25 protein-coding genes are annotated in these 25088 nt (G+C 66.7%); 17 read left to right on the top strand and 8 right to left on the bottom strand.

The window, feature by feature from the left end:
- Nucleotides 1–231 precede the first annotated feature (231 nt).
- The gene (locus tag ACQR07_RS32695) at nucleotides 232–900 is read right to left on the bottom strand and encodes a GntR family transcriptional regulator (RefSeq protein WP_434906174.1); all 669 of its coding nucleotides are present in this window, start codon (nucleotides 898–900) and stop codon (nucleotides 232–234) included.
- Between the two features lie 136 nt (nucleotides 901–1036).
- Between ACQR07_RS32695 and tcuA the strand changes: the two genes are divergently transcribed.
- From tcuA to aat, 10 genes are all read left to right on the top strand, one after another.
- Entirely contained in the window at nucleotides 1037–2452 is a 1416-nt protein-coding gene (tcuA, locus tag ACQR07_RS32700; RefSeq protein WP_434906175.1) for an FAD-dependent tricarballylate dehydrogenase TcuA, read from the top strand.
- The gene (gene tcuB / locus ACQR07_RS32705) at nucleotides 2439–3542 is read left to right on the top strand and encodes a tricarballylate utilization 4Fe-4S protein TcuB (RefSeq protein WP_434906176.1); all 1104 of its coding nucleotides are present in this window, start codon (nucleotides 2439–2441) and stop codon (nucleotides 3540–3542) included. Before tcuA ends, tcuB begins: the two co-directional genes overlap by 14 nt.
- Before the next feature lie 172 nt (nucleotides 3543–3714).
- Complete coding sequence (locus ACQR07_RS32710; protein WP_434906177.1) at nucleotides 3715–4467, top strand: DUF1236 domain-containing protein; 753 nt, start codon at nucleotides 3715–3717, stop codon at nucleotides 4465–4467.
- A 246-nt stretch (nucleotides 4468–4713) separates the two neighbouring features.
- Nucleotides 4714–5205: a type II 3-dehydroquinate dehydratase gene (locus ACQR07_RS32715; protein WP_434906178.1), complete on the top strand. Its 492-nt coding sequence runs from the start codon at nucleotides 4714–4716 to the stop codon at nucleotides 5203–5205.
- A gap of 43 nt (nucleotides 5206–5248) precedes the next feature.
- Nucleotides 5249–5734, top strand: coding sequence for an acetyl-CoA carboxylase biotin carboxyl carrier protein (accB, locus tag ACQR07_RS32720; RefSeq protein WP_434906179.1), 486 nt, complete (start codon nucleotides 5249–5251; stop codon nucleotides 5732–5734).
- Nucleotides 5735–5817: 83 nt separating this feature from the next.
- The gene (accC, locus tag ACQR07_RS32725; RefSeq protein WP_434870685.1) at nucleotides 5818–7167 is read left to right on the top strand and encodes an acetyl-CoA carboxylase biotin carboxylase subunit; all 1350 of its coding nucleotides are present in this window, start codon (nucleotides 5818–5820) and stop codon (nucleotides 7165–7167) included.
- A 115-nt stretch (nucleotides 7168–7282) separates the two neighbouring features.
- Nucleotides 7283–8803, top strand: coding sequence for a sensor histidine kinase (locus ACQR07_RS32730; RefSeq protein WP_434906180.1), 1521 nt, complete (start codon nucleotides 7283–7285; stop codon nucleotides 8801–8803).
- Nucleotides 8800–9237 carry a response regulator gene (locus ACQR07_RS32735; RefSeq protein ID WP_434906181.1) on the top strand — a complete coding sequence of 146 codons (438 nt, stop codon included), beginning with the start codon at nucleotides 8800–8802 and terminating at the stop codon, nucleotides 9235–9237. The genes ACQR07_RS32730 and ACQR07_RS32735 overlap by 4 nt, the downstream gene beginning before the upstream one ends.
- Entirely contained in the window at nucleotides 9234–10322 is a 1089-nt protein-coding gene (locus ACQR07_RS32740) for a sensor histidine kinase (protein ID WP_434906182.1), read from the top strand. The genes ACQR07_RS32735 and ACQR07_RS32740 overlap by 4 nt, the downstream gene beginning before the upstream one ends.
- Nucleotides 10323–10388: 66 nt before the next feature.
- Nucleotides 10389–11069: a leucyl/phenylalanyl-tRNA--protein transferase gene (aat, locus tag ACQR07_RS32745; protein ID WP_434906183.1), complete on the top strand. Its 681-nt coding sequence runs from the start codon at nucleotides 10389–10391 to the stop codon at nucleotides 11067–11069.
- 7 nt (nucleotides 11070–11076) lie between these two features.
- Here the strand turns inward: aat and ACQR07_RS32750 are convergent, their stop codons facing one another.
- A complete protein-coding gene (locus tag ACQR07_RS32750) occupies nucleotides 11077–12045 on the bottom strand; it encodes a DUF2155 domain-containing protein (RefSeq protein ID WP_434906184.1) in 969 nt (322 codons plus the stop codon).
- 246 nt (nucleotides 12046–12291) lie between these two features.
- On the opposite strand from ACQR07_RS32750, the gene ACQR07_RS32755 reads away from it, so the two are divergent.
- The 7 genes from ACQR07_RS32755 (at nucleotide 12292) to ACQR07_RS32785 (ending at nucleotide 18806) form a co-directional block, all read left to right on the top strand.
- Complete coding sequence (locus ACQR07_RS32755) at nucleotides 12292–13065, top strand: SDR family NAD(P)-dependent oxidoreductase (RefSeq protein WP_434906185.1); 774 nt, start codon at nucleotides 12292–12294, stop codon at nucleotides 13063–13065.
- Between the two features lie 43 nt (nucleotides 13066–13108).
- A complete protein-coding gene (locus ACQR07_RS32760; RefSeq protein ID WP_434906186.1) occupies nucleotides 13109–14056 on the top strand; it encodes an alpha/beta hydrolase in 948 nt (315 codons plus the stop codon).
- Nucleotides 14057–14107: 51 nt separating this feature from the next.
- Nucleotides 14108–14395 carry a hypothetical protein gene (locus ACQR07_RS32765; RefSeq protein ID WP_434906187.1) on the top strand — a complete coding sequence of 96 codons (288 nt, stop codon included), beginning with the start codon at nucleotides 14108–14110 and terminating at the stop codon, nucleotides 14393–14395.
- A gap of 162 nt (nucleotides 14396–14557) precedes the next feature.
- Nucleotides 14558–15724, top strand: a complete 1167-nt coding sequence (locus ACQR07_RS32770; protein WP_434906188.1) for an amino acid aminotransferase — start codon at nucleotides 14558–14560, stop codon at nucleotides 15722–15724.
- A gap of 34 nt (nucleotides 15725–15758) precedes the next feature.
- The gene (locus ACQR07_RS32775; protein WP_434906279.1) at nucleotides 15759–16364 is read left to right on the top strand and encodes a YitT family protein; all 606 of its coding nucleotides are present in this window, start codon (nucleotides 15759–15761) and stop codon (nucleotides 16362–16364) included.
- A 245-nt stretch (nucleotides 16365–16609) separates the two neighbouring features.
- The gene (locus ACQR07_RS32780; protein ID WP_434906189.1) at nucleotides 16610–17674 is read left to right on the top strand and encodes a ketopantoate reductase family protein; all 1065 of its coding nucleotides are present in this window, start codon (nucleotides 16610–16612) and stop codon (nucleotides 17672–17674) included.
- Between the two features lie 118 nt (nucleotides 17675–17792).
- The gene (locus ACQR07_RS32785; RefSeq protein WP_434906190.1) at nucleotides 17793–18806 is read left to right on the top strand and encodes a Na+-dependent transporter; all 1014 of its coding nucleotides are present in this window, start codon (nucleotides 17793–17795) and stop codon (nucleotides 18804–18806) included.
- A 23-nt stretch (nucleotides 18807–18829) separates the two neighbouring features.
- Here the strand turns inward: ACQR07_RS32785 and ACQR07_RS32790 are convergent, their stop codons facing one another.
- From ACQR07_RS32790 to ACQR07_RS32815, 6 genes are all read right to left on the bottom strand, one after another.
- Nucleotides 18830–20080: an NAD(P)/FAD-dependent oxidoreductase gene (locus ACQR07_RS32790; RefSeq protein ID WP_434906191.1), complete on the bottom strand. Its 1251-nt coding sequence runs from the start codon at nucleotides 20078–20080 to the stop codon at nucleotides 18830–18832.
- Between the two features lie 15 nt (nucleotides 20081–20095).
- Complete coding sequence (locus ACQR07_RS32795) at nucleotides 20096–20854, bottom strand: SDR family NAD(P)-dependent oxidoreductase (protein ID WP_434906192.1); 759 nt, start codon at nucleotides 20852–20854, stop codon at nucleotides 20096–20098.
- Between the two features lie 156 nt (nucleotides 20855–21010).
- Nucleotides 21011–21289 carry a hypothetical protein gene (locus ACQR07_RS32800; protein WP_434906193.1) on the bottom strand — a complete coding sequence of 93 codons (279 nt, stop codon included), beginning with the start codon at nucleotides 21287–21289 and terminating at the stop codon, nucleotides 21011–21013.
- An 81-nt stretch (nucleotides 21290–21370) separates the two neighbouring features.
- Nucleotides 21371–22879 (bottom strand): peptide ligase PGM1-related protein, encoded by a 1509-nt coding sequence (locus ACQR07_RS32805; protein ID WP_434906194.1) that lies wholly within the window; start codon nucleotides 22877–22879, stop codon nucleotides 21371–21373.
- Between the two features lie 22 nt (nucleotides 22880–22901).
- Entirely contained in the window at nucleotides 22902–23975 is a 1074-nt protein-coding gene (locus ACQR07_RS32810; protein WP_434906195.1) for a M14 family metallopeptidase, read from the bottom strand.
- Between the two features lie 89 nt (nucleotides 23976–24064).
- Nucleotides 24065–25009 (bottom strand): GlxA family transcriptional regulator, encoded by a 945-nt coding sequence (locus ACQR07_RS32815; RefSeq protein WP_434906196.1) that lies wholly within the window; start codon nucleotides 25007–25009, stop codon nucleotides 24065–24067.
- Nucleotides 25010–25088 lie beyond the last annotated feature (79 nt).

Consider the following 25088-nt stretch of genomic DNA (forward strand, 5'->3'; position numbering starts at 1 on the left):
TGGTACCTGCCGCCTGCATTTTTTTCTGCAGGCGGGCCATGGGGGCGGCCAGCTCCCGGCATTCCCCGTGCCCTCTTCTCGAAGAGGGCATGTCCCAAGGCAAAGCTCGGACGCAACTGCGCCGCGAGGCAGCGGTGGTGCGTCGCCGAGGCGAAGAGCGAGCCCAATTCCATGTTTCAGGCGCGCATGTTCAGCGAGAACAACCAGGGGCTCCCCGCTCCTGCCAAGGGGCTAGCTCAGCCTCATGCTGAGCCGGGTCCGCAACGCCTCGCGAATGTGCTTGCGCGCAATCGCCTCCGCGCCGTGTGGGTCGCGCGCCGCAATCGCCTCGATCAATTCGGCATGCTCGGCAGCAGCCGTGGCCGGGCGCCCCTCGGCGGCAAAGGTCGTCGTTCCCAGCAACGATATCGCGACGTGCATGTCGGCCAGGGCGGAATCGAGATAGCGGTTGCGCGCGGCGCGCTGGATCGCGCCGTGCATCAGCCGGTTCAGCCGGGCAAGCTCGGCTGGGTCCCCAGTTGCGGCCATGAAGCGCGCGTGGATGTCGTGCAGCGCCGCGATCTCGGCTGGCGCGGCATGTTGGGCCGCGAGCCGCGCCGCCGCGCCCTCGAGGATTTCGCGCATCGCGTAGAGCTCGAGAACCTCGCTCGGGTCCAGGCTGCGCACGATGAGGCCGCGTCCTCCGGCCGGCTGCACCCAGCCCTTGGCCATCAGCCTGCCGAACGCCTCGCGGACCGGCGTGCGGCTGACGTTCAGCCGCTGGGCGACCTCGTCCTCGCGCAGCCGGTCTCCGGAGCGATAGACGCCGCTCTCCAGCCCCTGGCACAGCGCGCGGAACACCGCCTCGCCCAAGGAGACGTTGTCGCGGTCGATCGTGAGGGTGGGCGCGTCGGAGGTCATGGATCCCACTGTCTCACAGCGGGGATGCCGCGGAAAGACCTATTGCATATTTTTGTATACAATAGTATACGAATTTAATCGCGACCTCGCCGGGGCGCGCGATGCCCGATCTTCCTTGCCCGGAGAGAACCACGTCATGACGACCGACGGCGACATCGCCGACCATCCCAAAGGCTATGACGTGGTGGTCGTCGGCGGCGGCAATGCGGCCCTGTGCGCCGCCATAGCGGCACGCCGCGCGGGCGCCTCGGTCGTCGTGATCGAGGCCGCCTCAAAGTTCTATCGCGGCGGCAACACCCGCCACACCCGCAACATGCGCTGTGCCCATGACTCGGCGACGGCGACCCTGAGCGGGCCCTACACAGAGGACGAGTTCTGGGACGATCTGCTGCGCGTCACTGAAGGCCAGACCAACGAGCAGCTGGCACGGATGATGATCCGCGAGTCCAAGGAGATGCTGGACTGGATCGTCGAACAGGGCGTGCGCTTCCAGCCCTCGCTCGGCGGCACGCTGAGCCTGGGGCGTACCAACTCGTTCTTCCTCGGCGGCGGCCGCGCCATGCTCAATGCGCTGTATCTGACCGCGGAGCGTCTCGGCGTCGACGTGCGCTACGACGCCGAGGTGGTGGCGCTCGACATCGACAACGACCGTTTTCGCGCAGCGATCGTCCAGCAAAACGGCGGCAGGATCCGCATCCGCGGCCAGGCGCTGGTCGCGGCGGCCGGCGGCTTCGAGTCCAACATCGACAAGCTGGTCGAAGGCTGGGGCGAGATCGCGCGCAACTTCCTGATCCGCGGCACGCCCAACAATCGCGGCACCGTGCTCGACATGCTGCTCGGCGCCGGCGTCGACAGCATCGGCGATCCGACGCAGTGCCACGCGGTGGCGATCGATGCGCGCGCGCCGAAATATGACGGGGGCATCATCACGCGTCTCGACTGTGTCGTGTTCGGCATCGTCGTCAACAGGAACGCGAAACGCTTCTACGACGAGGGTGAGGACGTCTGGCCCAAGCGCTACGCGATCTGGGGCCGGCTCGTGGCCACGCAGCCCGATCAGATCGCCTACATCATCTTCGACGCCAAGTCGGCCAATCTGTTCATGCCGTCGCTCTACCCGGCAATCGAAGCCGACAGCATCGGCGAGCTCGCCGGCAAGCTCGACCTCGATCCCGAGAAGTTGTCCGCGACGGTCGCGGAGTTCAATGCCGCGGTGCGCGACGGCAGCTTCAATCCCGACATTCTCGACGATTGCCGCACCGAGGATCTCACGCCTCCGAAGACACATTGGGCGCGGCGCATCGACACCGGCCCGTACTACGCCTACCCCGTGCGGCCCGGCATCACCTTCACCTATCTCGGCGTCCGCGTCGACCATGACGCCAGGATGATGATGAAAACCGGAGGACCGGCCGACAACATGTACGCCGCCGGCGAGATCATGGCCGGCAACGTGCTGGGACGCGGCTATGCCGCCGGCATCGGCATGACCATCGGCAGCGTGTTCGGACGCATCGCAGGCCGGGGAGCAGCACGACATGCAGCGCAGTGAAACGTTGACCGAGGCAGATCGTCTGATGACAATCTGCAATTCCTGCCGTTATTGCGAGGGCCTCTGCGCCGTGTTTCCGGCGATGGAGATGCGCCGCGCCCTCACGTCAGGGGACCTCAACTATTTCGCCAATCTCTGCCATTCCTGCGGCGCCTGCTACGTCGACTGCCAGTTTTCGCCGCCGCACGAATTCGACGTTCGCGTTCCCGCCGTGCTCGCAAGAGTGCGGCACGAGAGCTATGCCGACTACGCTTGGCCGCGCGCGCTCGCACCGATGTTCAGGCGGAACGGCCTCGCGATTGCGCTCATCGCCGTCGTGAGCATCGCCCTCTTCATCCTCGGCTTCGTTGCCTTCAACGATCCCACGGCGCTGTTCGCGACCAGGCACGGCGCAGGTTCGTTCTACGCGCTGATGCCGCACAACACGATGGCGCTGCTGTTCGGCGCAGCGTTCCTGTGGGCGATGGTCGCGTTCATCATGGGGGCGCATGCTTTCTGGACCGATATCGGCGAGCCGCATGCGACGCTCGGCCAGCCCCGACAATTCCTGCAGGCGGTCCGCGACGCCGGCAGCCTGCGCTACCTCGATGGCGGCGGCGTCGGCTGCTACAACGAGGATGAGAAGCCCACCGACACCAGACGATTCTATCATCACCTCACGTTCTACGGCTTCATGCTGTGCTTCGCGTCGACCAGCGTCGCGACGCTCTATCACTACCTCCTGCATCGCGAGGCGCCCTACCCGCTCTGGGATCTGCCGGTGGTGCTCGGCACACTCGGCGGCATCGGCATCGTGATCGGCCCACTCGGACTCCATGCGGCGAAGCGCAGGCGCGAGTCGGCCATGGTGGACGCGGGCAGTCGCGGCATGGACGTGGCCTTCCTCGCGATGCTCGTCCTGACTGGTGCGACCGGCCTGGGCCTGTTGCTTCTCCGCGAGACGAGCGCCATGGGCATCATCCTCGCGGTGCATCTCGGTGCGGTGTTCGCGCTGTTCGTCAGCATGCCCTACGGCAAGTTTGTCCACGGGCTGTATCGCTTCCTGGCGCTGGTCCGCTATGCCCGGGAGCGCCGCGGGACGACGGCATAGTCCTCTGATGGTTAGTTCGTCTCCTGCTCATGCTGTGTTCATCACGCTGAGCATTCGTTCATATGGTCGCGATGTCGGAGATTTTTTCGGAACCATCGGCGGCGCACGGGAACGAGTCCAACCTCCTGCAGTTGTCGGCGCGGGCAGTGCCAATGACCGAGGAGGATAGAGGATGACCAATCGCTTGATGGTATCAGTTGCTGCGATCGCGCTGCTGGCCGGCGCAGGTTTGGCCCACGCGCAAGGCGCGGGGGGTGGTGCGGGCGGACAGTCCGGCGGCGCCGCCGCGCAGAGCGGTCAGAGCGGAGCTGGCGCAGCCGGCGGAGCTTCGAGCGGCGGCATGAACGCGACCGGTGGCGGCGCGATGCATCGCGACAGCGCGTCTCCGACGGCGGGCGGCTCGTCCGAGATGCGCTCCAGCCAGTCGGAGAAATCCGGTGCGACCAAAGGCCAGCATGCCGAAGACGGCATGAAGAGCCCGGCCACCAAGGGCGCGAGCTCCGATGACAGCAAGGGCGGCGCCAAGAACATGAAGGCCGAGGGTCGCGAGGGTCGCGACAACAACATGAAGGCCGAGAACCGCGACAGCAAGAGCGGCACCAGCACCAACGCCGAGACGAAGACTGGCGGTGATCGCTCGCAGACGACCACTGGTCAGGCCGGCGCCGGCGGCAAGCTCTCGACCGAACAGCGCACCAAGATCACCAGCGTGATCCGCAGCCAGCGCGTCGAACCGGTGACCAACGTCAACTTCAACATCTCGGTCGGCACCCGGGTGCCGCGCGAGGTTCACTTCCACTCGCTTCCGGCCGAAGTCGTCACGATCTATCCGGAGTGGCGCGGATATGACTACATCCTGGTTCGTGAGCAGATCATCGTGATCGATCCGCGGACCCATGAGATCGTCGCGGTTCTCGACGCCTGATCCCCGACCAGGCAGGCGACGGGAAAAGGGGTGGGCAGCAATGCCCACCCCTTTGTGCTGATGCGACTCGCGCAATACGTGCACCTTTGCTGTCCCGGTGGTTAACAAGCCTTTTCCGGGACTTGGCTGCATTTTTTCGTGTGACGGGCAAGCGTCCCTATTCCCACACGCGGCGCCGAAAGGCTTCCCCTGAACGGCTTTGTTACCTATAACGCCGCCCACCGCCGCCACACCGCCGGGATGGGAATGGCCGACGACACGCACAAGACGATCTACGTCCTCAACGGACACGACCCCGATCTGCCCGGCACCGGCGAGCCGGACACCGCCGGCTGCGCCACGCTGGGCGATGTCGAGAGCCTGTGTGTCGAGGCGGCGGCCCGTTTCGGCCTGACCGCCGAATGCCGGCAATCCGGCCACGAGGGCGCGCTGGTGGATGCCATCCGCGAAGCCGGCTCCGAGGGCGCGGCGGGCATCATCCTCAATGCCGGTGCTTACTCCCGTACCTCGACCGCACTGCGCGACGCGCTGATGGGGGTGAACATTCCCATGGCCGAGGTGCATATCGGCAACACCTCCGCCCACGAGCGCTTCCGGCACCACTCTTTCACCGCAAAAGCCGCGTTTGCGTCCATTTGTGGCTTTGGGATCGAAGGCTATCGGCTCGCGATCACCGGCCTCGCTGCGAAGATTGGTGCCAAGACCGACCCGCAGACCGACATCATGGCGCAAGCCTGACGTCCCACGTCCTCACGTCACACAAGGTTTCTGGATCACGATCATGGCGCCCCAGCCCGAAGACAAGACCACGGCCAAGTCCGAAGACAGCCAGCTCATCCGTGAGCTCGCGGCGCTGCTGGATGAAACCAGCCTGACCGAGATCGAGCTGGAGCGCGCCGGCCTGCGCATCCGGGTCGCCCGCAACGTGACCATTGCCGCCGCCATGCCGTCGGCCGTTCCGGCCGCTGCTGCGGGCGTTCCCGTGGTCGCCGCGGCGACTGCGGCCGCAGCCGGCGCCGATCTGTCCAAGCATCCGGGCGTCGTCCCCTCGCCGATGGTCGGCACCGCCTATTGGGCGCCGGAGCCCGGCGCCAAGCCGTTCATCGATGTCGGCACCAAGGTCTCGGTCGGCCAGACGCTGATGATCATCGAGGCGATGAAGACGATGAACCAGATTCCGTCGCCGCGCGCCGGCACGGTGACGCAGATCCTGGTCGAGGACGGCCAGCCGGTCGAGTTCGGCGAGCCGCTGGTGATCATTGAATAATTGCGAATAGCGGATGGCGAATAGCGAATAGCTGTCCATTCCCTGTTCGCTACTCCCTATTCGCTACTCGCGTCCGAGGCACCATGTTCGACAAAATCCTCATCGCCAATCGCGGCGAAATCGCTCTTCGCATCCTCAGGGCCTGCAAGGAGCTCGGCATCTCCACCGTCGCGGTGCATTCGACCGCCGACGCCGATGCCATGCATGTGCGCCTCGCCGATGAAAGCGTCTGCATCGGACCGCCGCCGTCGAAGGACAGTTACCTCAACATCCCCGCTCTGCTCGCCGCCTGCGAAATCACCGGCGCCGACGCCGTCCACCCTGGCTATGGCTTCCTGTCGGAGAATGCCCGCTTCGCCGAAATTCTGTCCGACCACAATCTGCACTTCATCGGCCCGAAGGCCGAGCACATCCGCCTGATGGGCGACAAGATCGAGGCCAAGAAGACCGCCAAGCGGCTCGGCATTCCCGTCGTGCCGGGCTCCGACGGCGCCGTGACGCCCGACCAGGACGCATTGGCGATCGCCAGGGAGATCGGCTTCCCGGTGCTGGTCAAGGCCGCCGCCGGCGGCGGTGGCCGCGGCATGAAGGTCGCGCATACCGAGGCCGACCTGCAGCTCGCGCTGACCACTGCGGCCAACGAGGCCAAGTCGGCATTCGGCGACGCTTCCGTCTACCTCGAGAAGTACCTGCAGAAGCCGCGGCACATCGAGATCCAGGTGCTCGGTGACGGCCGCGGCGGCGCCATCCATCTCGGCGAGCGCGACTGCTCGCTGCAGCGGCGCCACCAGAAGGTCTGGGAGGAAGGCCCCTCTCCGGTGCTCGATGCGGCAGCACGCGCCAAGATCGGCAACACCGTCGCCAAGGCGATGCAGGAGCTGAAATATATCGGCGTCGGCACCATCGAATTCCTCTACGAGGACGGCGAGTTCTATTTCATCGAAATGAACACCCGCATCCAGGTCGAGCATCCCGTCACGGAGATGATCACCGGCATCGACCTCGTACTCGAGCAGATCCGCATTGCTGCCGGCGGAGATCTGCCGATGACCCAGGATGCCGTTGTCATCAATGGCCACTCGATCGAGTGCCGCGTGAACGCCGAGAACCCGGTCAGCTTCCGGCCCTCGCCCGGCAAGATCCTGCAGTACCACCCGCCCGGCGGCCTCGGCGTCCGCATCGACTCTGCCGTGTACCAGGGCTACGTCATTCCGCCCTACTACGACTCGCTGGTCGGCAAGCTGATCGTGCACGGCAAGAGCCGGGTCGAGTGCCTGATGCGGCTACGCCGCGCGCTGGACGAGATGGTCGTCGACGGCATCGAGACCACTCTGCCGCTGTTCCGGGCCCTGGTCCGCGAGCCCGCGATCATCGATGGCGACTACCACATCCACTGGCTCGAGCAGTATCTGGCCGGCCAGAAGACGGACTGAGGCCGCCTCGCGAAAATCCCATCCGAGCGGGAACCAATCGTCCGCAGCGGTGTTTTGCTGGGTCGGATCGGTTCCGCCAGGGGGCTGGGAATTTCCATATACGTACGAGTGAGCAGTGGCGCCTGAGGTGAGACGACGGCGCACGCTGGGACAGATCCTGCTGTTGTCGGCGGGGTTCGTGGTGCTGGTCGTCGTCAGCACGGCGTCGGTGCTGCTGGTCAACAAGGCCCGCAGCGACAGCGCCTGGGTGGTGCACACGGTCGAGGCCGAGAACCAGATCAACGCGCTGCTGCTCGAGGTGCGGCGTGCCGAGAGCGCCGCCCGCGCCTATGTGCTGACCCAGGGACAGGAGTTCCTCGCCGATCACGAGGCCGCCGTCGCCGCGATCGGGCCCGTGTTCGACAAGCTCGACGCGCTCGTGGCCGACAACAAGACGCAGGTCGAGAATCTCGGCCGGCTGCGCAGCGTCATCGAAACCCGGCTGTCGCAGTTTGAGCGCGAGAAGGCGCTCGTCGCGGCGGGCGATCTTGCCGGCGCCGTCGCGCTGGTGCGCGATGCCGGCTCGACCGACAGCAGCAACAGGATGCGCCAGACCGCGGAAATCATGCGCAGCGAGGAGGAGCGGCTGCTCGCGCAGCGCACGGCGAACGCCGATGCGAGCCAGCAGCTGGCGGCGATCGTCACGATTGCGGGCTCGGCGCTGGTGATCGTGCTCGCCGTCATCTCCGTGCTGCTGGTGCGCCGCTCCACCCGCGCCCGCGACGAAGCCGAAGCCCAGCTACGCGACAGCAACCTCAACCTCGAAGCAACAGTGGACGAGCGCACGGCCGATCTGCGCGAGGCCAATGAGGAGATCCAGCGCTTCGCCTACATCGTCAGCCACGACCTGCGCTCGCCGCTCGTCAACATCATGGGCTTCACCAGCGAGCTCGACGAGCTGCGCAACGACATCTTCCGGCGCATCGCCGCGCTGGCGCGCGCTGCGTCGGCGTCGCCGCCACCGGCCGAGGGCAGCGAGCCCGAGCTCGAAGGCGCCGACAAGCAGCTGTCCGAGGATTTCTCCGAAGCGCTCGGCTTCATCAAATCCTCGATCGCCAAGATGGACCGGCTGATCTCGGCGATCCTCAATCTGACCCGCGAGGGGCGGCGCGAGTTCGTTCCTGTACGGATCGACACGCGCGAGCTGATCGAGGCAATCGTCTCCACCCTTGCCCATCAGGCCGAGGAGGCGCAGGCGACCATCCGCGTGGAGCCGCTGCCGGCCATCGTCAGCGACCGCCTGGCACTCGAACAGATCTTCTCAAACCTGATCGACAATGCGATCAAATATCTCAAGCCGGGTGTTCCCGGCGATATCGCCATCCGCGCGCGGACCAAGCTGGGTTTCGCGATCTTCGAGATCACGGATAATGGCCGGGGGATTGATCCCCGGGATCACCAACGTATCTTTGACCTGTTCCGCCGCGCCGGGACCCAGGACCGTCCGGGTCAGGGAATTGGCTTGGCGCATGTGCGCGCGCTGGTGCGGCGGCTCGGTGGAACCATGTCGGTCGCGTCGGAGCTCGACCAGGGCAGCACGTTCACCATTACGCTCCCGATCAACTGGAACGTCTCAAACCGGAACTCAGACCGATGACCATGCCCGTGACGATCATCATGATCGAGGACGACGAAGGCCACGCCCGCCTGATCGAGCGGAACATCCGCCGTTCCGGCGTCAACAACGAGATCAAGCCGTTCACCAACGGTACAGATGCCGTGAAGTATCTGCTGGGGCCCGACGGCAGCGGCCTCGAGCACAAGGGCCATGCCCTGCTGATCCTGCTCGATCTGAACCTGCCGGACATGACCGGCATCGACATTCTCAAGCTGGTCAAGCAGAACAGCTTCCTGAAGAGCGCGCCCGTGGTGATTCTGACCACGACCGACGACTCCCAGGAGATCAAGCGCTGCTACGAGCTCGGTTGTAACGTCTACATCACCAAGCCGGTCAACTACGAGAGTTTCGCCAACGCCATCCGCCAGCTCGGCCTGTTCTTCTCCGTCATTCAGGTTCCGCCCGCCGCATGAGCTCCGCCGCACCCACGCTGCTCTACATCGACGACGACGCGGGGCTGGCGCGTCTGGTGGAGCGCGGGCTCAAGCGGCTCGGCTTCGTCGTCGAGCATGCACCCGGTGGCAGCGAGGGGCTCGAACGCATCAAGCAGGGCGGCATCGACGTGGTCGCGCTCGACCAGTACATGCCGGGCCTCGACGGGCTGGAGACCTTGGAACGGATCATGGCGCTGCCGGAGGCGCCGCCGGTGGTGTTCGTCACCGCCTCGCAGGATTCCAAGATCGCTGTGACGGCGCTGAAGGCCGGCGCGGCCGACTACCTGGTCAAGGACGTGCAAGGCGAGTTCATCCCGCTGCTGCAGGTCGCGGCCGAAGGCGCGCTGCGCCAGGCGCGGCTGCAGAAGGCGCGCGACGAGGCGGAGGCCGAAGTGCGGGCGTCGCGCGACCGCTTCGCGGCGCTCGCCGCCGAGCGCGAGGTGCTGTTGCGGGAGGTCAACCACCGCGTCGGCAACTCGCTGCAGATCATCGCCTCGCTGCTGCATCTGCAGGCCAATTCGAGCACCCAGGACGACGTCAAGGCGGCGCTGACCAATGCCATGGGCCGGGTCGCGGCGGTCGCCCAGGTGCATCGCCGGCTCTACACCTCGCAGGATCTCAAGAGCGTCCTGCTGAACCAGTATCTGGACTCGCTGCTCGACGATCTCCGCCGCTCGGCCGAGGGCAACCGGATGTCCCGGCTGACCTTGAAGGCCGAACCGGTCGAGATCGACCCGGACCGCGCGGTCGCGATCGGCATCGTCGTCAACGAGCTGGTCATGAACGCCGTCAAATACGCCTATCCCGACGGCCCGGGCCCGATCCACGTCGAGCTCAAGATCGAGGCCGACGATGTCGTGCTGTCGATCACCGACAACGGCGTCGGCCTCAACGCCACCAGCGACCCGCGCTCGACCGGCATGGGCCAGCGCATCGTCAGCGCCATGGCGACCAAGCTCGACGCCACGGTCGCTCCGGACCCAGGCCATGACGGCACCAGGATCGTGGTCCGCTTCCGCCTGACCAAGGAGGCTCCCAAGCGGGCGGCCGCCGCGGTCGGCTGAGCCGCACGTGCCCTGCCCGCCCGACAGCCCATCGCCTCGCCTGCCGCATCCTGCTAAGCTTCGTCCATGAATTCGCGCAACTCCGCAGCGTCCGAGATCACGCCCGAGGTCCTGCTGCGTGCCTATGCCTGCGGCATCTTCCCGATGGCCGAAAGCGCCGACGACCCGTCGTTGTTCTGGGTCGAGCCGGAGTTGCGCGGCGTCATTCCGCTGAGCGGGTTTCGCATCGGCTCGCGTCTGGCCCGCACGGTGCGCTCGGACGCTTTCACCGTGACCGTGAACCAGGCCTTCAAGGCGGTGATGGACGGCTGCGCCGAGCCGCAGCCGGGGCGCGAGGACACCTGGATCAACCGGCGCATCCGCGAGCTCTATAGCGGTCTCTACGCGATGGGCCATTGTCACAGCGTCGAATGCTGGCAGGACGGCGAGCTCGTCGGCGGCCTCTATGGCGTCAGCCTCGGGCGGGCCTTCTTCGGCGAGAGCATGTTTCACCGCGCCCGCGACGCCTCGAAGGTGGCGCTGGTGCACCTCGTGGCGCGGCTGATCGTCGGCGGCTTCGAGCTGCTCGACACCCAATACGTCACCGAGCATCTGAAGACCTTCGGTGCCGTCGAGATTCCGCGGCGCCGCTATACCGGCCTCCTCGAAAGGGCGCTGACCGGCCCCGCGGCGAATTTCGCGAGGCTTCCGGTCGACCGTCCCATACCAGGGGCAGAGGCGCTCGCCATCATCGCCGAGCGCGGCTGAGCCGAGCTTACCTGACCACCCCGCCGAAAAGGCCACCCGGTGGCGGAGGCGGCGGCGCGACCTGCTGGGTCTGATACTGCTGCGGCGCGGGAGGCCGCGGTGCCGCCTGCTTCTGCTGCGGCAGGCGCTTCTGCGCCGGCTGTGCCGCCGGCTTCTGCTCGGGCGCGGCGCTGACGACCGTGGTCTGCGGCTCTTTGCAGTCGACCAGCCAGATGTCGTAGATCGGATGCTCGACGCCGTGCAGGCCGGGGCTTGCCGCGAACATCCAGCCCGAGAAGATCCGCTTCACCTCGCCTTGCAGGGTGATCTCGTCGACCTGCACGAAGGCGTCGGTGTTGGCGGCCTCGGTCGCCGGCCTCGTGTAGCAGGCGTCGGTCTTCACCCGGAGCGCGCCGAACTGCACGGTCTCGCCGATATCCTCGTCGAAATTGATGATGCGGCCGGTGATCTTGTCCAGGCCGGAGAAGCTCGCCTTCTTGTTCACGATCTTCTGCGCCGGCGGCTCGGTCACGACCTCGTCGCCCGGCTGCAGGGTGGCAGGCGTCTGCGGCACCGGGCCATTGGGGGGAACAGCAGCATTCTGCGGCGCGCCGCGGGGCGGCTGGCCGCGGCCGGCCGGCGCCGCACCGGGCTGGCCGGGGGGCGCGACAGCCACGGGGGCATTGTTCTGCGGCGCTACACCCGGAGGCGGCGCGAGCGGCTGCGATTGGACCGGGCCCGGAAGGGCGGCACCCTGTCCCGGCGGCGGCGGCCGGTTCGGGGCGGGAAGCACGCGCCCCTGCGGCAGCTCAGGGACCTCTTCCTCTTCGTCCGGCTGCGGCGGCATCGGTTCGCCGCGCCGCGGAATGTTGCCCGGAGGCCGGGGAACGGGGTCGGAGAAAATGGTACCGATCTGCGCGCGTGCAGGCACGCTCAGCGCGAGGGATGTGGCGGCCAGCAATGCCGCGATACCGGTCAGGACGATTGTTCGGTGCATCTCGCGCGGCTTTATCAGGCGAATCGGGGTTCGGGACAATCAAATCGCGTCATGACCCATCCGCCGCTCTCGATCAGCCCTCCCGTTAACATGCCGAATACGGCGGGGGAAGGGCGTCTGACCGGCGCGCCGCGAGGTGGTCATCGGGGGCATCCAATGAGATAGTCGCATCACCAGGAGATAGCGTGGAACCAACGCGCAACAAGGCCGCGGCGCGCAATGGCTGCGGCGAAGGGAAGGAAGCACATGCCCGATTCGATCCGTCTCGACGGCAGGGTGGCCGTGGTCACCGGCGCGGCTGGCGTGATTGGCGCCGCCACCATGCGATTGCTGGCCGCACGCGGCGCCCGCATCGTCGCGGTCGACCGGCGCGAGCAGGATCTCAACGCGGCGATCGCCGATCTGCCCGCCGGCGCCGAGGCTTTCGCGATCACCGCTGACGTCACCGACGAGGCGCAGGTGGCCGCTTATGTGCGCCAAGCCTGCGACCGCTTCGGAACCATCGACGTGTTCTTCAACAATGCCGGTGTCGAAGGCGAGATCAAGTCGATCACCGACTATCCGCTCGAGGCGTTCCGCCGCGTGCTCGACGTCAACGTCGTCGGCGTGTTCCTCGGGCTCAAGCACGTGCTGCCGGTGATGCTGAAGCAGAACCGCGGCTCGATCATCAACACCGCCTCGATCGCCGGACTGATCGGCTCGCCACAGATCGCCGTCTACAGCGCCAGCAAGCATGCGGTGATCGGCCTCACCAAGAGCGCGTCCTGGGAATGCACCGGCACCAACGTGCGCGTGAACTGCATCTGTCCCGGCCTGATCGACAGCCGCATGCTGAGCGCGATCATCGAAGGGCGCAACGGCGTCCCCGTCCCGGTCGAGAAGGTGGTGGACCGCGTCCCGGCACGCCGGCTCGGCCAAGGCTCGGAGGTCGCATCGATCGTCGCCTTCCTCGCCTCCGACGACGCGAGCTACGTCTCCGGCGCCGCCTACACCGTCGACGGCGGCCGCACCGCCGCCTGACACTTCAGATCAACCCACCGTTCAACTCACAGGTCAATCGTCAATGCCCGTCCAACTCGATGCCGATGCCGCTGCCGTCTACAAGGCGTTTCAGGAAGCCGGCCGTCCGGCCTATGAGACACTGACGCCGCAGGAGGCGCGGGACTACTATCTCGCCGCGCGCGTCGTGAGCAATCCCGAGCCGCCGGAGCTTGCCGAGGTCAAGGAGCTCGCCATCCCTGCTCCGCACGGAGCGATCCCCGCCCGGCTGTATCGACCGAAGACGGTGCGGCAGAACGGCGCGGGCGCGCCGGCGCTGGTGTTCTTTCACGGCGGCGGCTGGGTGATCGGCAATCTGGATTCGCATGACGCCGCCTGTCGCGCCCTCGCGCATGAAGGCGAACTGATCGTGATCTCGGTCGACTACCGCCTCGCCCCCGAGCACAAGTTTCCCGCGGCCGTCGACGACGCCGTGGCGGCGACGCGATGGGTCGCCGGCAATGCCGCCTCGTTCGGCATCGACGCCTCGCGCCTGAGCGTCGGCGGAGATTCCGCGGGCGGCAATCTCGCCGCCGTGGTCGCATTGTCGGCGCGTGACGGCAACGGTCCGAAGCTCGCCGGCCAGGTCCTGATCTATCCGGCCACCGACTTCACGATGGGTCATCCGTCACACAGCGAGCCCGAGACCAGCGTGCTGCTGACGCATTCGGTGATCCGCTGGTTTCGCGATCACTATCTCAACAGCACAGCCGACATCCACGACTGGCGCGCCTCCCCGGCCAAGGCGGAGACGCTCGCCGGCCTGCCGCCCGCCTATGTGCTCACGGCCGGCGCCGACCCGCTGCGCGACGAAGGCGACGACTACGCGCGCCGCCTGCGCGATGCCGGCGTGCCGGTGACGTATCGGACGCATCCCGGCCAGTTCCACGGCTTCTTCACCATGGGCAAGCTGCTCGACCAGGCCAATGTCGCCGCGCGCGACATCGGCGGATGGCTGAAGCAGCTGAACTGACGGGCGCAGATTTTCGCGTGGGCGCAAGTTGGCATCCGTGGCGAGGGCATGATGAACCAGGAAATAAGCAGGATTGCCCTCGCGTGGTTCAAACGCGAAGAATGGGACGATATCAGGCGGATCTGCCCAGATCTGCACGACACCTACGACGAATGGCTGGTGAGCGTGCAGAAGACCATTGATGAGCTGGGCAGCCTCAACGCGGATCTCGTGAAAGTCGTTCTGACCGCAAGCGAACTCCGCAAATGGCAACGTGCGACCGGGCGGAAAGTGGATGGCCGGGTTCGCTCGCATCTTGCGGCCAAGCGCGCTGGCCAGGCGAACACTGAGCAAACGTAGCCATCTCACGCGTACGATTTTGGCGCGCGCCGGATGCCCGTTCGTCGCCTCATCATCGCGGAAATTTCCGCTGTTATTGCGCCGCAACCAAGATAGTGTCCGATCGCCCGCGAGGACCGTCGATGCTCGCCTCGTGGCTGCACCCATACAGGAATGCTTCTGATGTTCGAACGCTTGAGCCGCCAGCCCGCTGATCCCCTCCTCGCCTTGATCGGCATCTTCAAAGCCGATCCGCGGGCCGACAAGGTCGATCTCGGCGTCGGGGTGTATCGCGACGAGGCCGGCCACTCGCCGATCTTCCGCGCGGTCAAGGCGGCGGAGCGCTCGATCTGGGAAAGCCAGGACAGCAAGGCCTATGTGGCGCCCGAAGGCGATCAGGCCTTCCTGGACCTGCTGTGGACGATGGTCGGCGGCGAGGCGTCCCCGGTGCATGCCGCTGGTGTGCAGACCCCCGGCGGGTCGGGCGCGCTGCGGCTCGCTGCCGATCTGATCCGTCAGGCCGGCACGGGCACAATCTGGCTGGGCCTGCCGAGCTGGCCCAACCACGCCGGCATCTTTGCCGCGGCCGGGCTACAGATCGAGACCTATCCGTATTTCGACGTCGCCTCGCAGACCCTGCAGCTCGACAGCATGCTGGAGGCATTGCAGCGCGCCCAGCCCGGCGATGCCGTGCTGCTGCACGCCTCCTGTCACAACCCGACCGGCGCTCCGCTGTCGGCCGAAGACTGGACGCGCATCACCACCGTGATGTCCGCGCGCGGCCTCGTGCCGCTGATCGACTCCGCCTATCAGGGCTTTGGGGCCGGGTTCGACGGCGACGTCGCCGGCCTGCGCGGGCTGATCGCGGCGGTCCCAGAGGCGCTGGTTGCGGTGTCCTGCTCGAAATCATTCGGGCTCTATCGCGAGCGCACCGGCGCGCTCTATGCCGTCGCAGCGTCGCAGGCCGCGGCCGAGACGGCACGCTCGAACCTGGTCGCGATCGCCCGCACCAGCTATTCGATGCCGCCGGACCACGGCGCGGCCATCGTGAGGACCATTCTCGGCACACCGGACCTGTATCAGGATTGGCGCCGTGAGCTGGAGTCGATGCGCGAGCGCCTGGCCAGCTTGCGCCGCTCGTTCGCCGAGGCGCTGGGCGGCCGCTGGTCGAACTCGATCGCGATCGGCAAGCAGGAAGGCATGTTCTCGCTGCTGCCGCTCACGCCGGCCGAGGTCATGATTTTGCGAGAGAAGCACGGCGTGTACATGCCGACCTCGGGCCGCATCAATGTCGCCGGCCTGAAGCTCGCCGACGTCGCCCGCGTCGCGGGCCTGTTCAAGGCGATCTGAGCCGTTGCGAGCGAGGACCGGCGCCGTGACCGAGATGGTGTTGCAGGAGCGGCACAAGCTCTACGAGGACGCGATGGCGCTGACGCTCGGCACGCTGTTCGTGTCGCTCGGCATGCTGATCTACAGCAAGACGGTGCTGCTGGTCGGCAGCACCGCCGGCCTGTCGCTGCTGCTCAGCTATGTCAGCGGCTATAGCTTCGGCTTGAGCTTCTTCCTGATCAACCTGCCGTTCTATGTCCTTGCGGTCCAACGCATGGGATGGCCCTTCACCATTCGCACCTTCGTCGCGGTCGGCCTGGTCGCGGTGTTCTCGCGGCTGACCACCTCGTGGATCGACATCAGCCATATCGACCCACTCTACGCGACGGTGATCGGCGCGGGTCTGACCGGGACCGGCTTGCTGATGCTGTTCCGCCACCGCACCGGGCTCGGCGGCATCAACATCCTCGCGCTCTATCTGCAGGAGCATTGGAAGATCCGCGCCGGCTATTTCCAGCTCGCGGTCGACGGCCTGATCATGATCGCGGCGTTCTTCGTGATCCCGGTCGACCGGCTGGCGCTCTCGGTCCTGGGGATCGTGGTCGTCAATGTCATCATTGCGATCAACCACAAGCCCGGGCGCTACATGGCGCTGAGCTGAGGGACAGTTTCCACCGCGGGCCCCCTGCTCCGAATGCCGCATTGCCGCAACAAACCTTGCCAGATGGCCCATTCCATGTGATGAAGGCTCTGGTATGCCAGCAATCGAGGCAAGGGGCTACCGCCCCCGTCCGCCCTTCAGGGGCGTTTGACGGTCTCCTCGGTGCGGCTGGATCGCCAACAAGAAACGCAAACCCATAAGAAACGCAAAAGCACAATCCGAACCAATCCTGGGGAGTCCAAGGCATGGCACGCAATATCCTGATTCTCGGAGCCTCCTATGGCTCCCTCCTGGGCACCAAGCTCCTGATGGCCGGCCACAACGTGACGTTGGTCTGCCGCAAGAAGACTGCCGAGCTGATCAATCGCGAGGGGACGGAAGTCCGCATCAAGCTGCGCGACGAGCCGAACCATCGCTCGATCTTCTCGCGCGACCTGCCGGGCAAGCTCGACGCCGCAACGCCCGATGCCGTCGACCTGTCGCGTTACGACCTCGTTGGTCTGGCGATGCAGGAGCCGCAATACACCAACCACACCATCCGCGTGCTGATGGTCAAGATCGCCGAGGCCAAGCTGCCGTGCCTGTCGATCATGAACATGCCGCCGCTGCCCTATCTGAAGCGCATTCCGGCGCTGGCCAACAGCGATCTCGAGGAGGCCTATACCAACGCCATGGTCTGGGAGCGATTCACGCCCGGGCTCGTGACGTTGTGCTCGCCGGATCCGCAGGCTTTCCGTCCGCCGGAGGAAGGCGCGAACGTGCTGCATGTCGGTCTGCCGACGAACTTCAAGGCCGCCGCGTTCGAGGACGACAAGCACAACGCCCTGCTGCGTGAACTGGAGCGCGACATCGATGCGGTCAGGCTCGACGGCCAGGACGTGCCGGTCAAGCTGAAGGTGTTCGACTCGCTATTCGTGCCGCTGGCGAAATGGTCGATGCTGCTGACCGGCAATTATCGCTGCATCACGCGCGGCGAGCCGCAGGCGATCCGCGATGCCGTGCACGGCGATCTCGCGCGCTCTAAGGCGATCTACGAGCATGTCGATGCGATCGCGCGCAAGCTCGGCGCCGATCCGACCGACCAGGTGCCGTTCGAGAAATATGCCAAGGCCGCCGAGAGCCTGCTCAAGCCATCATCGGCGGCACGCGCGGTCGCCGCCGGTGCGCCGTTCATCGAGCGCGTCGACCTGCTGGTGAAGCTGATCTCGCAGCGGATCGGCATGCCCAGCGCCGAGATCGACCAGACGGTGCAGACCGTCGATTTCAAGCTCAACGAGAAGATCGTGGTGGGCGGCTCCACGGCGCAGTGATGCGACGGCGTCCGGTTACGTCCGGCGCCGACATTCTCCGTAACGAGATGTGACTTTGCAGGAACGCGCGGCCAACGCATGGTTCGCGCGTTCTTTGATTCACATCCTTCGGAAGCCGATGTCATTCTCCGGGCCTCTCGCTCGTCCCCTGCAGGCCTTGAGCTGGCTCGGCAATCAGGGCACGCGCGCCATCGTTGGCGTCTTGCTGGCCGCGATCGTGGTCCCGCCGCTCGGCGATCTGGCGCGCCCCTATGTCACCGAGGCGATCTTCCTGCTGCTCTGCATCTCGTTCATGCGGGTCGACGTCGCGATGCTGCGCGCGCATCTGCGCCGCCCGCTGCTGGTGCTGGCGGCCACCGCATGGACGACGATCGCGGTGCCGGCACTGGTCGGCACGATCGCGCGGGTCACCGGCGTCGATGACGCGGCGCCGGATCTCTACCTGGCGCTGATGCTGCAGGCGACGGCGTCGCCGATGATGGCTTCGCCCGCGCTCGCCGCGCTGATGGGGCTCGATGCCACCCTGGTGCTGATCACGCTGGTGACGTCGACGGCGCTGGTGCCGCTGACGGCGCCGCTGTTCGCCTATGTCTTCCTGGGCCAGACGCTGTCGCTCTCGCCGGCCGCGCTCGGGCTGAAGCTCGCCGGCATTCTCGCCGCCGCGCTGGCCGTCGCGACCGTGATCCGGATCGCGTGGGGCATCGAGACGATCCGCCGCCACCGTGCGCCGATCGACGGCTTCAACATCCTCATCCTGTTCGTGTTCGCCTCCGCGATCATGGCCCACTTCCTCGCCGATCTCATCGCGAGCCCGCTCCGCCTGGTGGCCCTGGCCGGGCTCGCCTTCGCCATGTTCTTCGCGCTGCTCGGCACCACGATGCTGCTGTTCCGCCGCGCCGGCCGCGAGCGCGCCATGGCGCTCGGCATGATGGTGTCGCTGCGCAACATGGGACTGATGCTGGCGGCGACCGAGGGCGCAATCCCGGCGCTGACCTGGCTGTATTTCGCGATGAGCCAGTTTCCGATTCACCTGGCGCCGCAACTGCTGCGGCCGCTCGCCGAGCGGCTGCGCGGCAAGGCGGGCCAATCCGGCGAAGCTGCTCGCGGCCTGATCAGCCCTGCATCGGAATGAGCCCGGGTGGCGCGGGCGCGGCGCTACAGATAACGGCTAGGCGCAAACGCCGTGGTGTCGAAGGACGGCACCTCGCCGGCGATCATCGCCGCGATCGCCGCGCCCGTGGCGGGACCGGTGGTGAAGCCGATGTGCTGATTGCCGAAGGCGAGCCACAGGCCCGAATGCCGCGGCGCCGGTCCGATCATCGGCAGCGAGTCCGGCAGGGTCGGCCGCGCGCCGCGCCAGGGCTGCGCCACCGCCTCGCCGAATTCGACCACGCCGCGCGCCAGCGGCACGACCTGTTCGAGCTGCGAGAAGTTCGACGGCGCGTCGCGATCGGTCAGCTCGACGCCGGATGACACGCGCACGCCGTTCTCCATCGGCGTCATCACGAAGCTGCCCTCGGCATCGTGGATCGGCCGCAGCAGCTTGCGGGCCGGGTTCGGCGCGAACTCCTGGTGATAGCCGCGCTCGAACGCCATCGGCACGCGGTAGCCGAGCGGCCGCAGGATGTCCGGCGACCACGGCCCGAGCGCGACCACGACATGCCGGGCGCGGATCTCGCCGTCGCCGAGCACGACGCGCCAGCCTTCGCCGTCGGCCAGCAGGGCCCTGATCTCCGACTGCCGCAGCATGCCGCCCGCGCCCTCGAACATCCGCGCATAGGCCTTGGTGACGTTGCCCGGCGAATCCACCGACGCCGTCTGGCTGTGCAGCAACCCGACCTTGTAGACCGGCAGCATGTTGGGCTCGAGCGCCGAGATCGCCTGGCGGTCGAGCAGCTCGCTCTTGATGCCGTATTCGGCAAGCGCATCCTGCTCGTCCTTGGCCGCGGCCAGCGCCTCGCTGCGCCACGCCTTCAGCCAGCCGGTCTCGCGGATGCGCTGTGGCTCGCCGGCCCGCACGATCCAGTCGCGATGCAGCGCCAGCGATGCGCCGATCAAGCCGTGCAGCGCGATCGCGCGCGGCCTGACGCGGGATTGCACCGCATTGCCGAGGAAGCGCAGCACCCATTCGACATTGCGCAACGTCCAGGCCGGATCCCAGCGCAGCGCCGCGTTGCTGTTGCTGAGGTAGGATGGCAACGAACGAAACAGCGAGGGCTTGTTGAGCGGCAGGATCGAGCCCGAGGAGAGAATGCCGGCATTGCCGTAGGACGTCTCCTCGCCCGGCGCCTTGCGGTCGACCAGCACCACCGAAAGCCCGCGCTCGCGAATCGCATAGGCCGAGGAGACGCCGACGATCCCTGCTCCCAGCACGATGACGTCGGCCGTCTGCGTCATGTTCTGCATTGCTGTTTGATCCATCTACATCAGGGTGAGACCGCCATCGACCGGCAGCACGGCGCCGGTGACATGGCCGGCTTCGGGCGACAGCAGAAAGGCGATGGCCGCGGCGACCTCGTCCGGTTCGGCGAGGCGGCGTTGCGGATTGGCGGCTGCCGCGGTCTGCCAGGCGGCGGGATCGAGCGAGCCGAGCCGCCCCTCGTCCTTGCGCGTATAGCCGGGCATGACGACATTGGCGGTGCCGCCGGTGGCGGCCAGTTCGATCGCAAGACACTTCACCAGCGCCTCCAGCGCCGCCTTGGCGGCGGCGGAGGCCGGGAACGTGCTGCCTGGCACGAAGCGGTGCGCGACAAAGCTGGAGATGGCGACGACACGCGCCGCCTCGCTGTGCAGCAGGTCGGGCAAGGCGGCGCTGGCGAGTTCGTGGAAAGCGGCCGGCATCACCGCGAGCGCGCGGTCGAGCCCGTCGCGCGGCAGCTCGCGAAAGCTGCGACGATCGGCAAATCCCGCGGCATGGACCAGCGCGTCGATCCGGCCGAAGGTCGTTCGCGCTGCCTCGATGAGGTCGGTCGCAACTCCAGACGTTGCGAGATCGCCGCAACGAAAATCGACCTCGGCGCCGGCCTCTCGGCACGCCGCGGCGACGTCACGCAGGCGCGCGACCGCGACCTCGTCGGCGCCCTGCCCGTGCAGCATAAGGCCGTGCCCCGGCGTGGCGACGCGGCGCGCCACCGCAGCGCCGATGCCGGCTCCACTGCCGGTGATGATGGTGACACGCATGACGACGTAGCCCGCCCCAAGGTTTCGCGGGGCGGACTATAGGTGTGACGTCTTCCAGTGCCAACATGCCGGCGAACATGCCGCGATGTCGCTCGCGCGGGACTGCCGGTGACCCCAGCCGTTCGCGCGCAGAGCTCAGGCGCGGCGATCAGCCGCTCAGCACTTGGCGCCGACGCTGCACTTCTTGGTCGATTGCGAAATCGTGCCGCCCGCCATTCGGCATGCGGCGGCATTGGCGTTGACGCAGGCGACCTTCACGGACGTGCAACCTGCATGATCGTTTTTCACGCATTGCGTTGCGCTGTAGGTGTTCAGCACACTGCCGCCCTTCTTACAGACGCACATTCCGGTGACGTCGGCTTTGGCCGCAACGGCGCGGTCGAGACCGCCGATGGACATGGCAACAAACAAAATCAACGACAGAGCTACACGCATCATAATCTCCATTGACGTGGCAATCCGCAGACTATGCGCGCTTCGCGACAGACATACAACTTGAAATTGTTTCAACTGCGTTCACCGGCTGGCGTCGAGAACCGCGACCGTGCGTCGGTACAGTTCGGCGGCACGCTCATGGGTGCGCCCGATGCACACCACGCCGAGCTTGCCGAACTCCGACAACGCACCGATCAGATGGAAGGCGACGCCCTCGCCGGCAGCGGCGTGGAAGTGCAGTCCATTGAGCACGGCAATGTCGACGAGGTCGTCGGGTGTCAAGCCGCGATAGGCCGCGTTTTCGAGATTGTCGGACGCGTAGTAGCAGCGCGGCTCGCCGGAGGGTGTGAGGAACGCACAGCTCCCGGCGTCGTAAATCCCATCGGTCAGGAACTGCAGCATCAGGAACGGATGCGTCGTGCCGCCCTTGCGCAGATTGATCTCGATCGCGACGTGGCGCCACGAGGCGCCGTCGCGCACCGAGATGAAGTCGACGCCGAGCCGGCCGATCACGCCCTTGCGCGCCAGCACCTCGGCCACGGCGACGCCGCGCGCCTGAATCTCGCGGCGATAAGCGTCGTCGGCCGGAAACCGGCAGCCGAGAAAGATCTGGCCGCTGGGTCCGCCGAGCACCTGATCATGCGTCGAGACCGCGTGCACGCGGCCGAGCGGATCGATGCGCAGCTGCGCGGATGGCGATGTCTTGATCTCTCCCGGAATGAACGCCTCGACGATCCCGCCCATCAGCCTGAGCTTCTCGGCATAGAGCTCCCACGCCATGCCGCGCGCCTCGAACGCCATCAGCGGCAGCCGGTCGCCCAACCAGTGCCGCAGGCTGCGATCGGCGGGCGCGTCGCTGAGATCGACGATCGCATTGCCCTCGCCCGAGAAGCCCTCGTTCAGCTTCACCACGGCCTTGCGCAACTCGGGCTTGCGCCGCTTCAGCTCGGTGAGAGCGTCCGCGAGCGCATCGGCATCGAACAGATCCTCGAAGCCATCAGGCAGATCGATCCCGGCTTCCTTGAAGATGCGGCGTGAGCCGCTCTTGGAGCCCAGCGATGCCAGCGCCGGATCGCAGCCATAGATCGGCAGGCCCAGAACCAGCGCGAGCCGGCGCTCCAGCTCGGTGACCGTGAAACAACTCAGATGCGCGGGTCCGCCCTGCCGCAGCGCGGCGTCGAGCCGTGCGAGCAGGCGCGGCCGCTGCAGGATCTTCTGCGTGAGCGGCGCCGCCGAGGCATCGTCGCAGGACAGCATCGTCAGCCGCGCCCGCGCATGGCCGCTCGGGATCCCCGGGAGCAGATGCAGATAGTAGTCGATGATGGTTTCGGACATCGCCGTGCTGGTCACGTAGATCACGCGCGTCCGCGGCAGGCGCAGCAACAGCAGCATGCACAGCATGCGCTCCTCGTAGTGATGCACGCCGGAGACCTTGGCGAGCACCTCGGGATCGAGCGTGAGGCTCGGCACGATCAGCACCGTGCGCGGCAGGCCTGGGTCGTCAAACAGCCTGTCGTAATCAGCGGCGAACTGCGCCTGCAACTGACGAAATCGCGCGCTATCGGCCTCCGGCGCGCCAGGACTTGCCATGTCGCCGAGATCCGCCATCGCGTCACCCGCCTGCCGGATCCAGCCGCCGTCCGTCGCGGCCGATGCGCTGCATGAGATAGCCGAGACAATCGAGCCGCACCGCGTTGGGATCGAGCGTCAGCATCGCCGGGATGGCGCCGCGCGCCAGCCGCACCTCGCCGCCGGCATAAGTAAAGTAGTCGCCCTCACCGCCTTCCGAGGCGACGATCTCGAGCCTGAAATTTCCGGCATGAGCGCCGAACGACGTGCCGGCCTCCAGCTCGGCGAAATTCAGGTGATCGAGATCGGAGCGGAAACGGAAATCCGCCGCGCTGCCATCGTGGGAAAAGCTCGCGTCGGCCGGCACCTTGACGATCGCGAAGGTGCGCATCAGATCGATGTCGGCGGCTGCGACCTCGTGGTCAGGAAAATGCTGGAGCGCCAGCGCGGACTCGATCAGTTCGACCGCGTGCGCGACACCCGCTTCGGCTCCTGGGCGGCCGCACTCGACGGTGATGGAGGGGCAGAAGCGCGACAAGGCCGCAGACTGCACGCCGAGCGGTTCCGTAAAATAAACCACCGTGCGGCCGAAGAGGCGCGCAAGCTGGAGATGATCATCGTCGCAGCTGGTCACGCAGGCGTAGTGCGGATTGTTGCCGGTGTTGTTGTGGATGTCGATGCTGGCAAACAGCGAATCGGATGCTGCGATGTCGACGACGGCCTGCATCATCGCAGCTTCTGCCGTTGCAGGATGCTCCGTGCCGGGCCAGGCGCGGTTGTAGTCGTGCTGGCTGGGAAGCGTGCGCACACCGGCCTTCGCGGCCGCGATGTTGCCGACGAACAGCTTGATCGGCCGCGGCAACGCGCGCCCCCGCCAGCGCTTCAGGACGGCCTGAATTGCCCGCCAGCCGGTGTCTTCGTTGCCGTGCAGGAGCACGCTGACAAACAGCGCGCCGCATTGTCGTCCCGGCAGGTCGAACAGCGTGGGCGCGGGAAGGTGCCGCCATAGCTCGGGTGCTGAGACGTCCAGCAGAGCGTCGGGAAAGCCTTTCAAGCGGACGAACTGCAACGGCCGATCGAACATCGATCCAGCGTCACGCCCATCGCCGTCACTCACGATTGCCTGCTCCCGCTGCACGATGCCAATCGACGAACCACGATAGGCCTGCAACGGTTCCGCAATCTGATGCAGATCAATCGGCCAAGTCAATCGGCCAAGGCTCGGGCCGCGCGGCGCAGCGCCTGCGGCGGTTGGCCGAACGCGCGGATGAAGGCCCGGCGCATCCGTTCGGGATCGCGGAAGCCGGTCGCGGCGGCGACGAGTTCGATCGGCTGGTGCGACGCCTGCACGCGGTCGCGCGCGACCTCCAGCCGGAGACGCTCGATCGCCTTGGACGGCGTCGTGCCGGTCTCGGCGACGAAGGCGCGGGTGAAATGTCGCGTGCTCATGCCGGCGCGCTCCGCGAGATCATCGACCGTCAGCGGCGCGTCGAGATGCTCGCGCGCCCAGGTCAGGAGATCGGCAAATCGCCCGCTGGGGGCTTTCAGCTCCAGCAGCGACGAGAACTGCGACTGCCCGCCGCTGCGCCGATGATAGAGCACGAGCTGCCGGGCGGTCTTGCGCGCGATCTCCTCGCCATGGTCCTCGGCGACCATGGCGAGCGCGAGATCGATGCCCGCGGTGATCCCCGCCGAGCTCCAGATGCTGCCGTCACGGACATAGATGCTGTCCGGCTCGAGCTTGACGTTGGGATAGGTGCGCAGGAATTGCCGCGTGCGCTGCCAATGGGTCGTTGCGCGCCGGCCGTCGAGCAGGCCGGCTTCGGCCAGCATGAATGCGCCGGAACAGACGCTCGCGATGCGAGTACCGCGCTGGGCGACCTTCTGCACGAATTTGAGCGTGCAGGGATTGCGGCTCGCCGTCTCCACACCATCGCCGCCGGCGATCAGCAGTGTGGTGAAAGCCGAGATCGGACCGAATTTGCGCGCCTGCATCTCCACACCCGAGGACGATCGCACCGGTCCGGGCTGTGCCGCGATCAGACGGATTTTCGGCGCGGCGCTCGCGTAGCGGGCGGCGATCTCGAATACCGAGATCGGGCCTGCCGCATCGAGCAGCTGGAAATCTGGAAATACGAGCATGCCGATCACGTGGCGGCTCCATCTGTCCGAAATCGAGGGAACTTCGACATATCAGACGGCGAACGGATCATGCAGGATGGCGCACGTC

The organism is Bradyrhizobium sp. HKCCYLS20291, from assembly GCF_051167715.1.
GTDB lineage: Bacteria > Pseudomonadota > Alphaproteobacteria > Rhizobiales > Xanthobacteraceae > Bradyrhizobium.

Bases quoted from the DNA above. Each gene is read 5' to 3' on its own strand.
- ACQR07_RS32765 (WP_434906187.1), top strand. From the start codon at position 14,108: ATGAACCAGGAAATAAGCAGGATTGCCCTCGCGTGGTTCAAACGCGAA.
- tcuB (WP_434906176.1), top strand. From the start codon at position 2,439: ATGCAGCGCAGTGAAACGTTGACCGAGGCAGATCGTCTGATGACAATC.
- ACQR07_RS32695 (WP_434906174.1), bottom strand. From the start codon at position 900: ATGACCTCCGACGCGCCCACCCTCACGATCGACCGCGACAACGTCTCC.
- ACQR07_RS32740 (WP_434906182.1), top strand. From the start codon at position 9,234: ATGAGCTCCGCCGCACCCACGCTGCTCTACATCGACGACGACGCGGGG.
- aat (WP_434906183.1), top strand. From the start codon at position 10,389: ATGAATTCGCGCAACTCCGCAGCGTCCGAGATCACGCCCGAGGTCCTG.
- ACQR07_RS32785 (WP_434906190.1), top strand. From the start codon at position 17,793: ATGTCATTCTCCGGGCCTCTCGCTCGTCCCCTGCAGGCCTTGAGCTGG.
- ACQR07_RS32715 (WP_434906178.1), top strand. From the start codon at position 4,714: ATGGCCGACGACACGCACAAGACGATCTACGTCCTCAACGGACACGAC.
- ACQR07_RS32805 (WP_434906194.1), bottom strand. From the start codon at position 22,879: ATGGCAAGTCCTGGCGCGCCGGAGGCCGATAGCGCGCGATTTCGTCAG.
- ACQR07_RS32755 (WP_434906185.1), top strand. From the start codon at position 12,292: ATGCCCGATTCGATCCGTCTCGACGGCAGGGTGGCCGTGGTCACCGGC.
- ACQR07_RS32710 (WP_434906177.1), top strand. From the start codon at position 3,715: ATGACCAATCGCTTGATGGTATCAGTTGCTGCGATCGCGCTGCTGGCC.
- accB (WP_434906179.1), top strand. From the start codon at position 5,249: ATGGCGCCCCAGCCCGAAGACAAGACCACGGCCAAGTCCGAAGACAGC.
- tcuA (WP_434906175.1), top strand. From the start codon at position 1,037: ATGACGACCGACGGCGACATCGCCGACCATCCCAAAGGCTATGACGTG.
- ACQR07_RS32735 (WP_434906181.1), top strand. From the start codon at position 8,800: ATGACCATGCCCGTGACGATCATCATGATCGAGGACGACGAAGGCCAC.
- ACQR07_RS32800 (WP_434906193.1), bottom strand. From the start codon at position 21,289: ATGCGTGTAGCTCTGTCGTTGATTTTGTTTGTTGCCATGTCCATCGGC.
- ACQR07_RS32770 (WP_434906188.1), top strand. From the start codon at position 14,558: ATGTTCGAACGCTTGAGCCGCCAGCCCGCTGATCCCCTCCTCGCCTTG.
- ACQR07_RS32795 (WP_434906192.1), bottom strand. From the start codon at position 20,854: ATGCGTGTCACCATCATCACCGGCAGTGGAGCCGGCATCGGCGCTGCG.
- ACQR07_RS32775 (WP_434906279.1), top strand. From the start codon at position 15,759: ATGGTGTTGCAGGAGCGGCACAAGCTCTACGAGGACGCGATGGCGCTG.
- ACQR07_RS32750 (WP_434906184.1), bottom strand. From the start codon at position 12,045: ATGCACCGAACAATCGTCCTGACCGGTATCGCGGCATTGCTGGCCGCC.
- ACQR07_RS32760 (WP_434906186.1), top strand. From the start codon at position 13,109: ATGCCCGTCCAACTCGATGCCGATGCCGCTGCCGTCTACAAGGCGTTT.
- accC (WP_434870685.1), top strand. From the start codon at position 5,818: ATGTTCGACAAAATCCTCATCGCCAATCGCGGCGAAATCGCTCTTCGC.
- ACQR07_RS32780 (WP_434906189.1), top strand. From the start codon at position 16,610: ATGGCACGCAATATCCTGATTCTCGGAGCCTCCTATGGCTCCCTCCTG.
- ACQR07_RS32790 (WP_434906191.1), bottom strand. From the start codon at position 20,080: ATGCAGAACATGACGCAGACGGCCGACGTCATCGTGCTGGGAGCAGGG.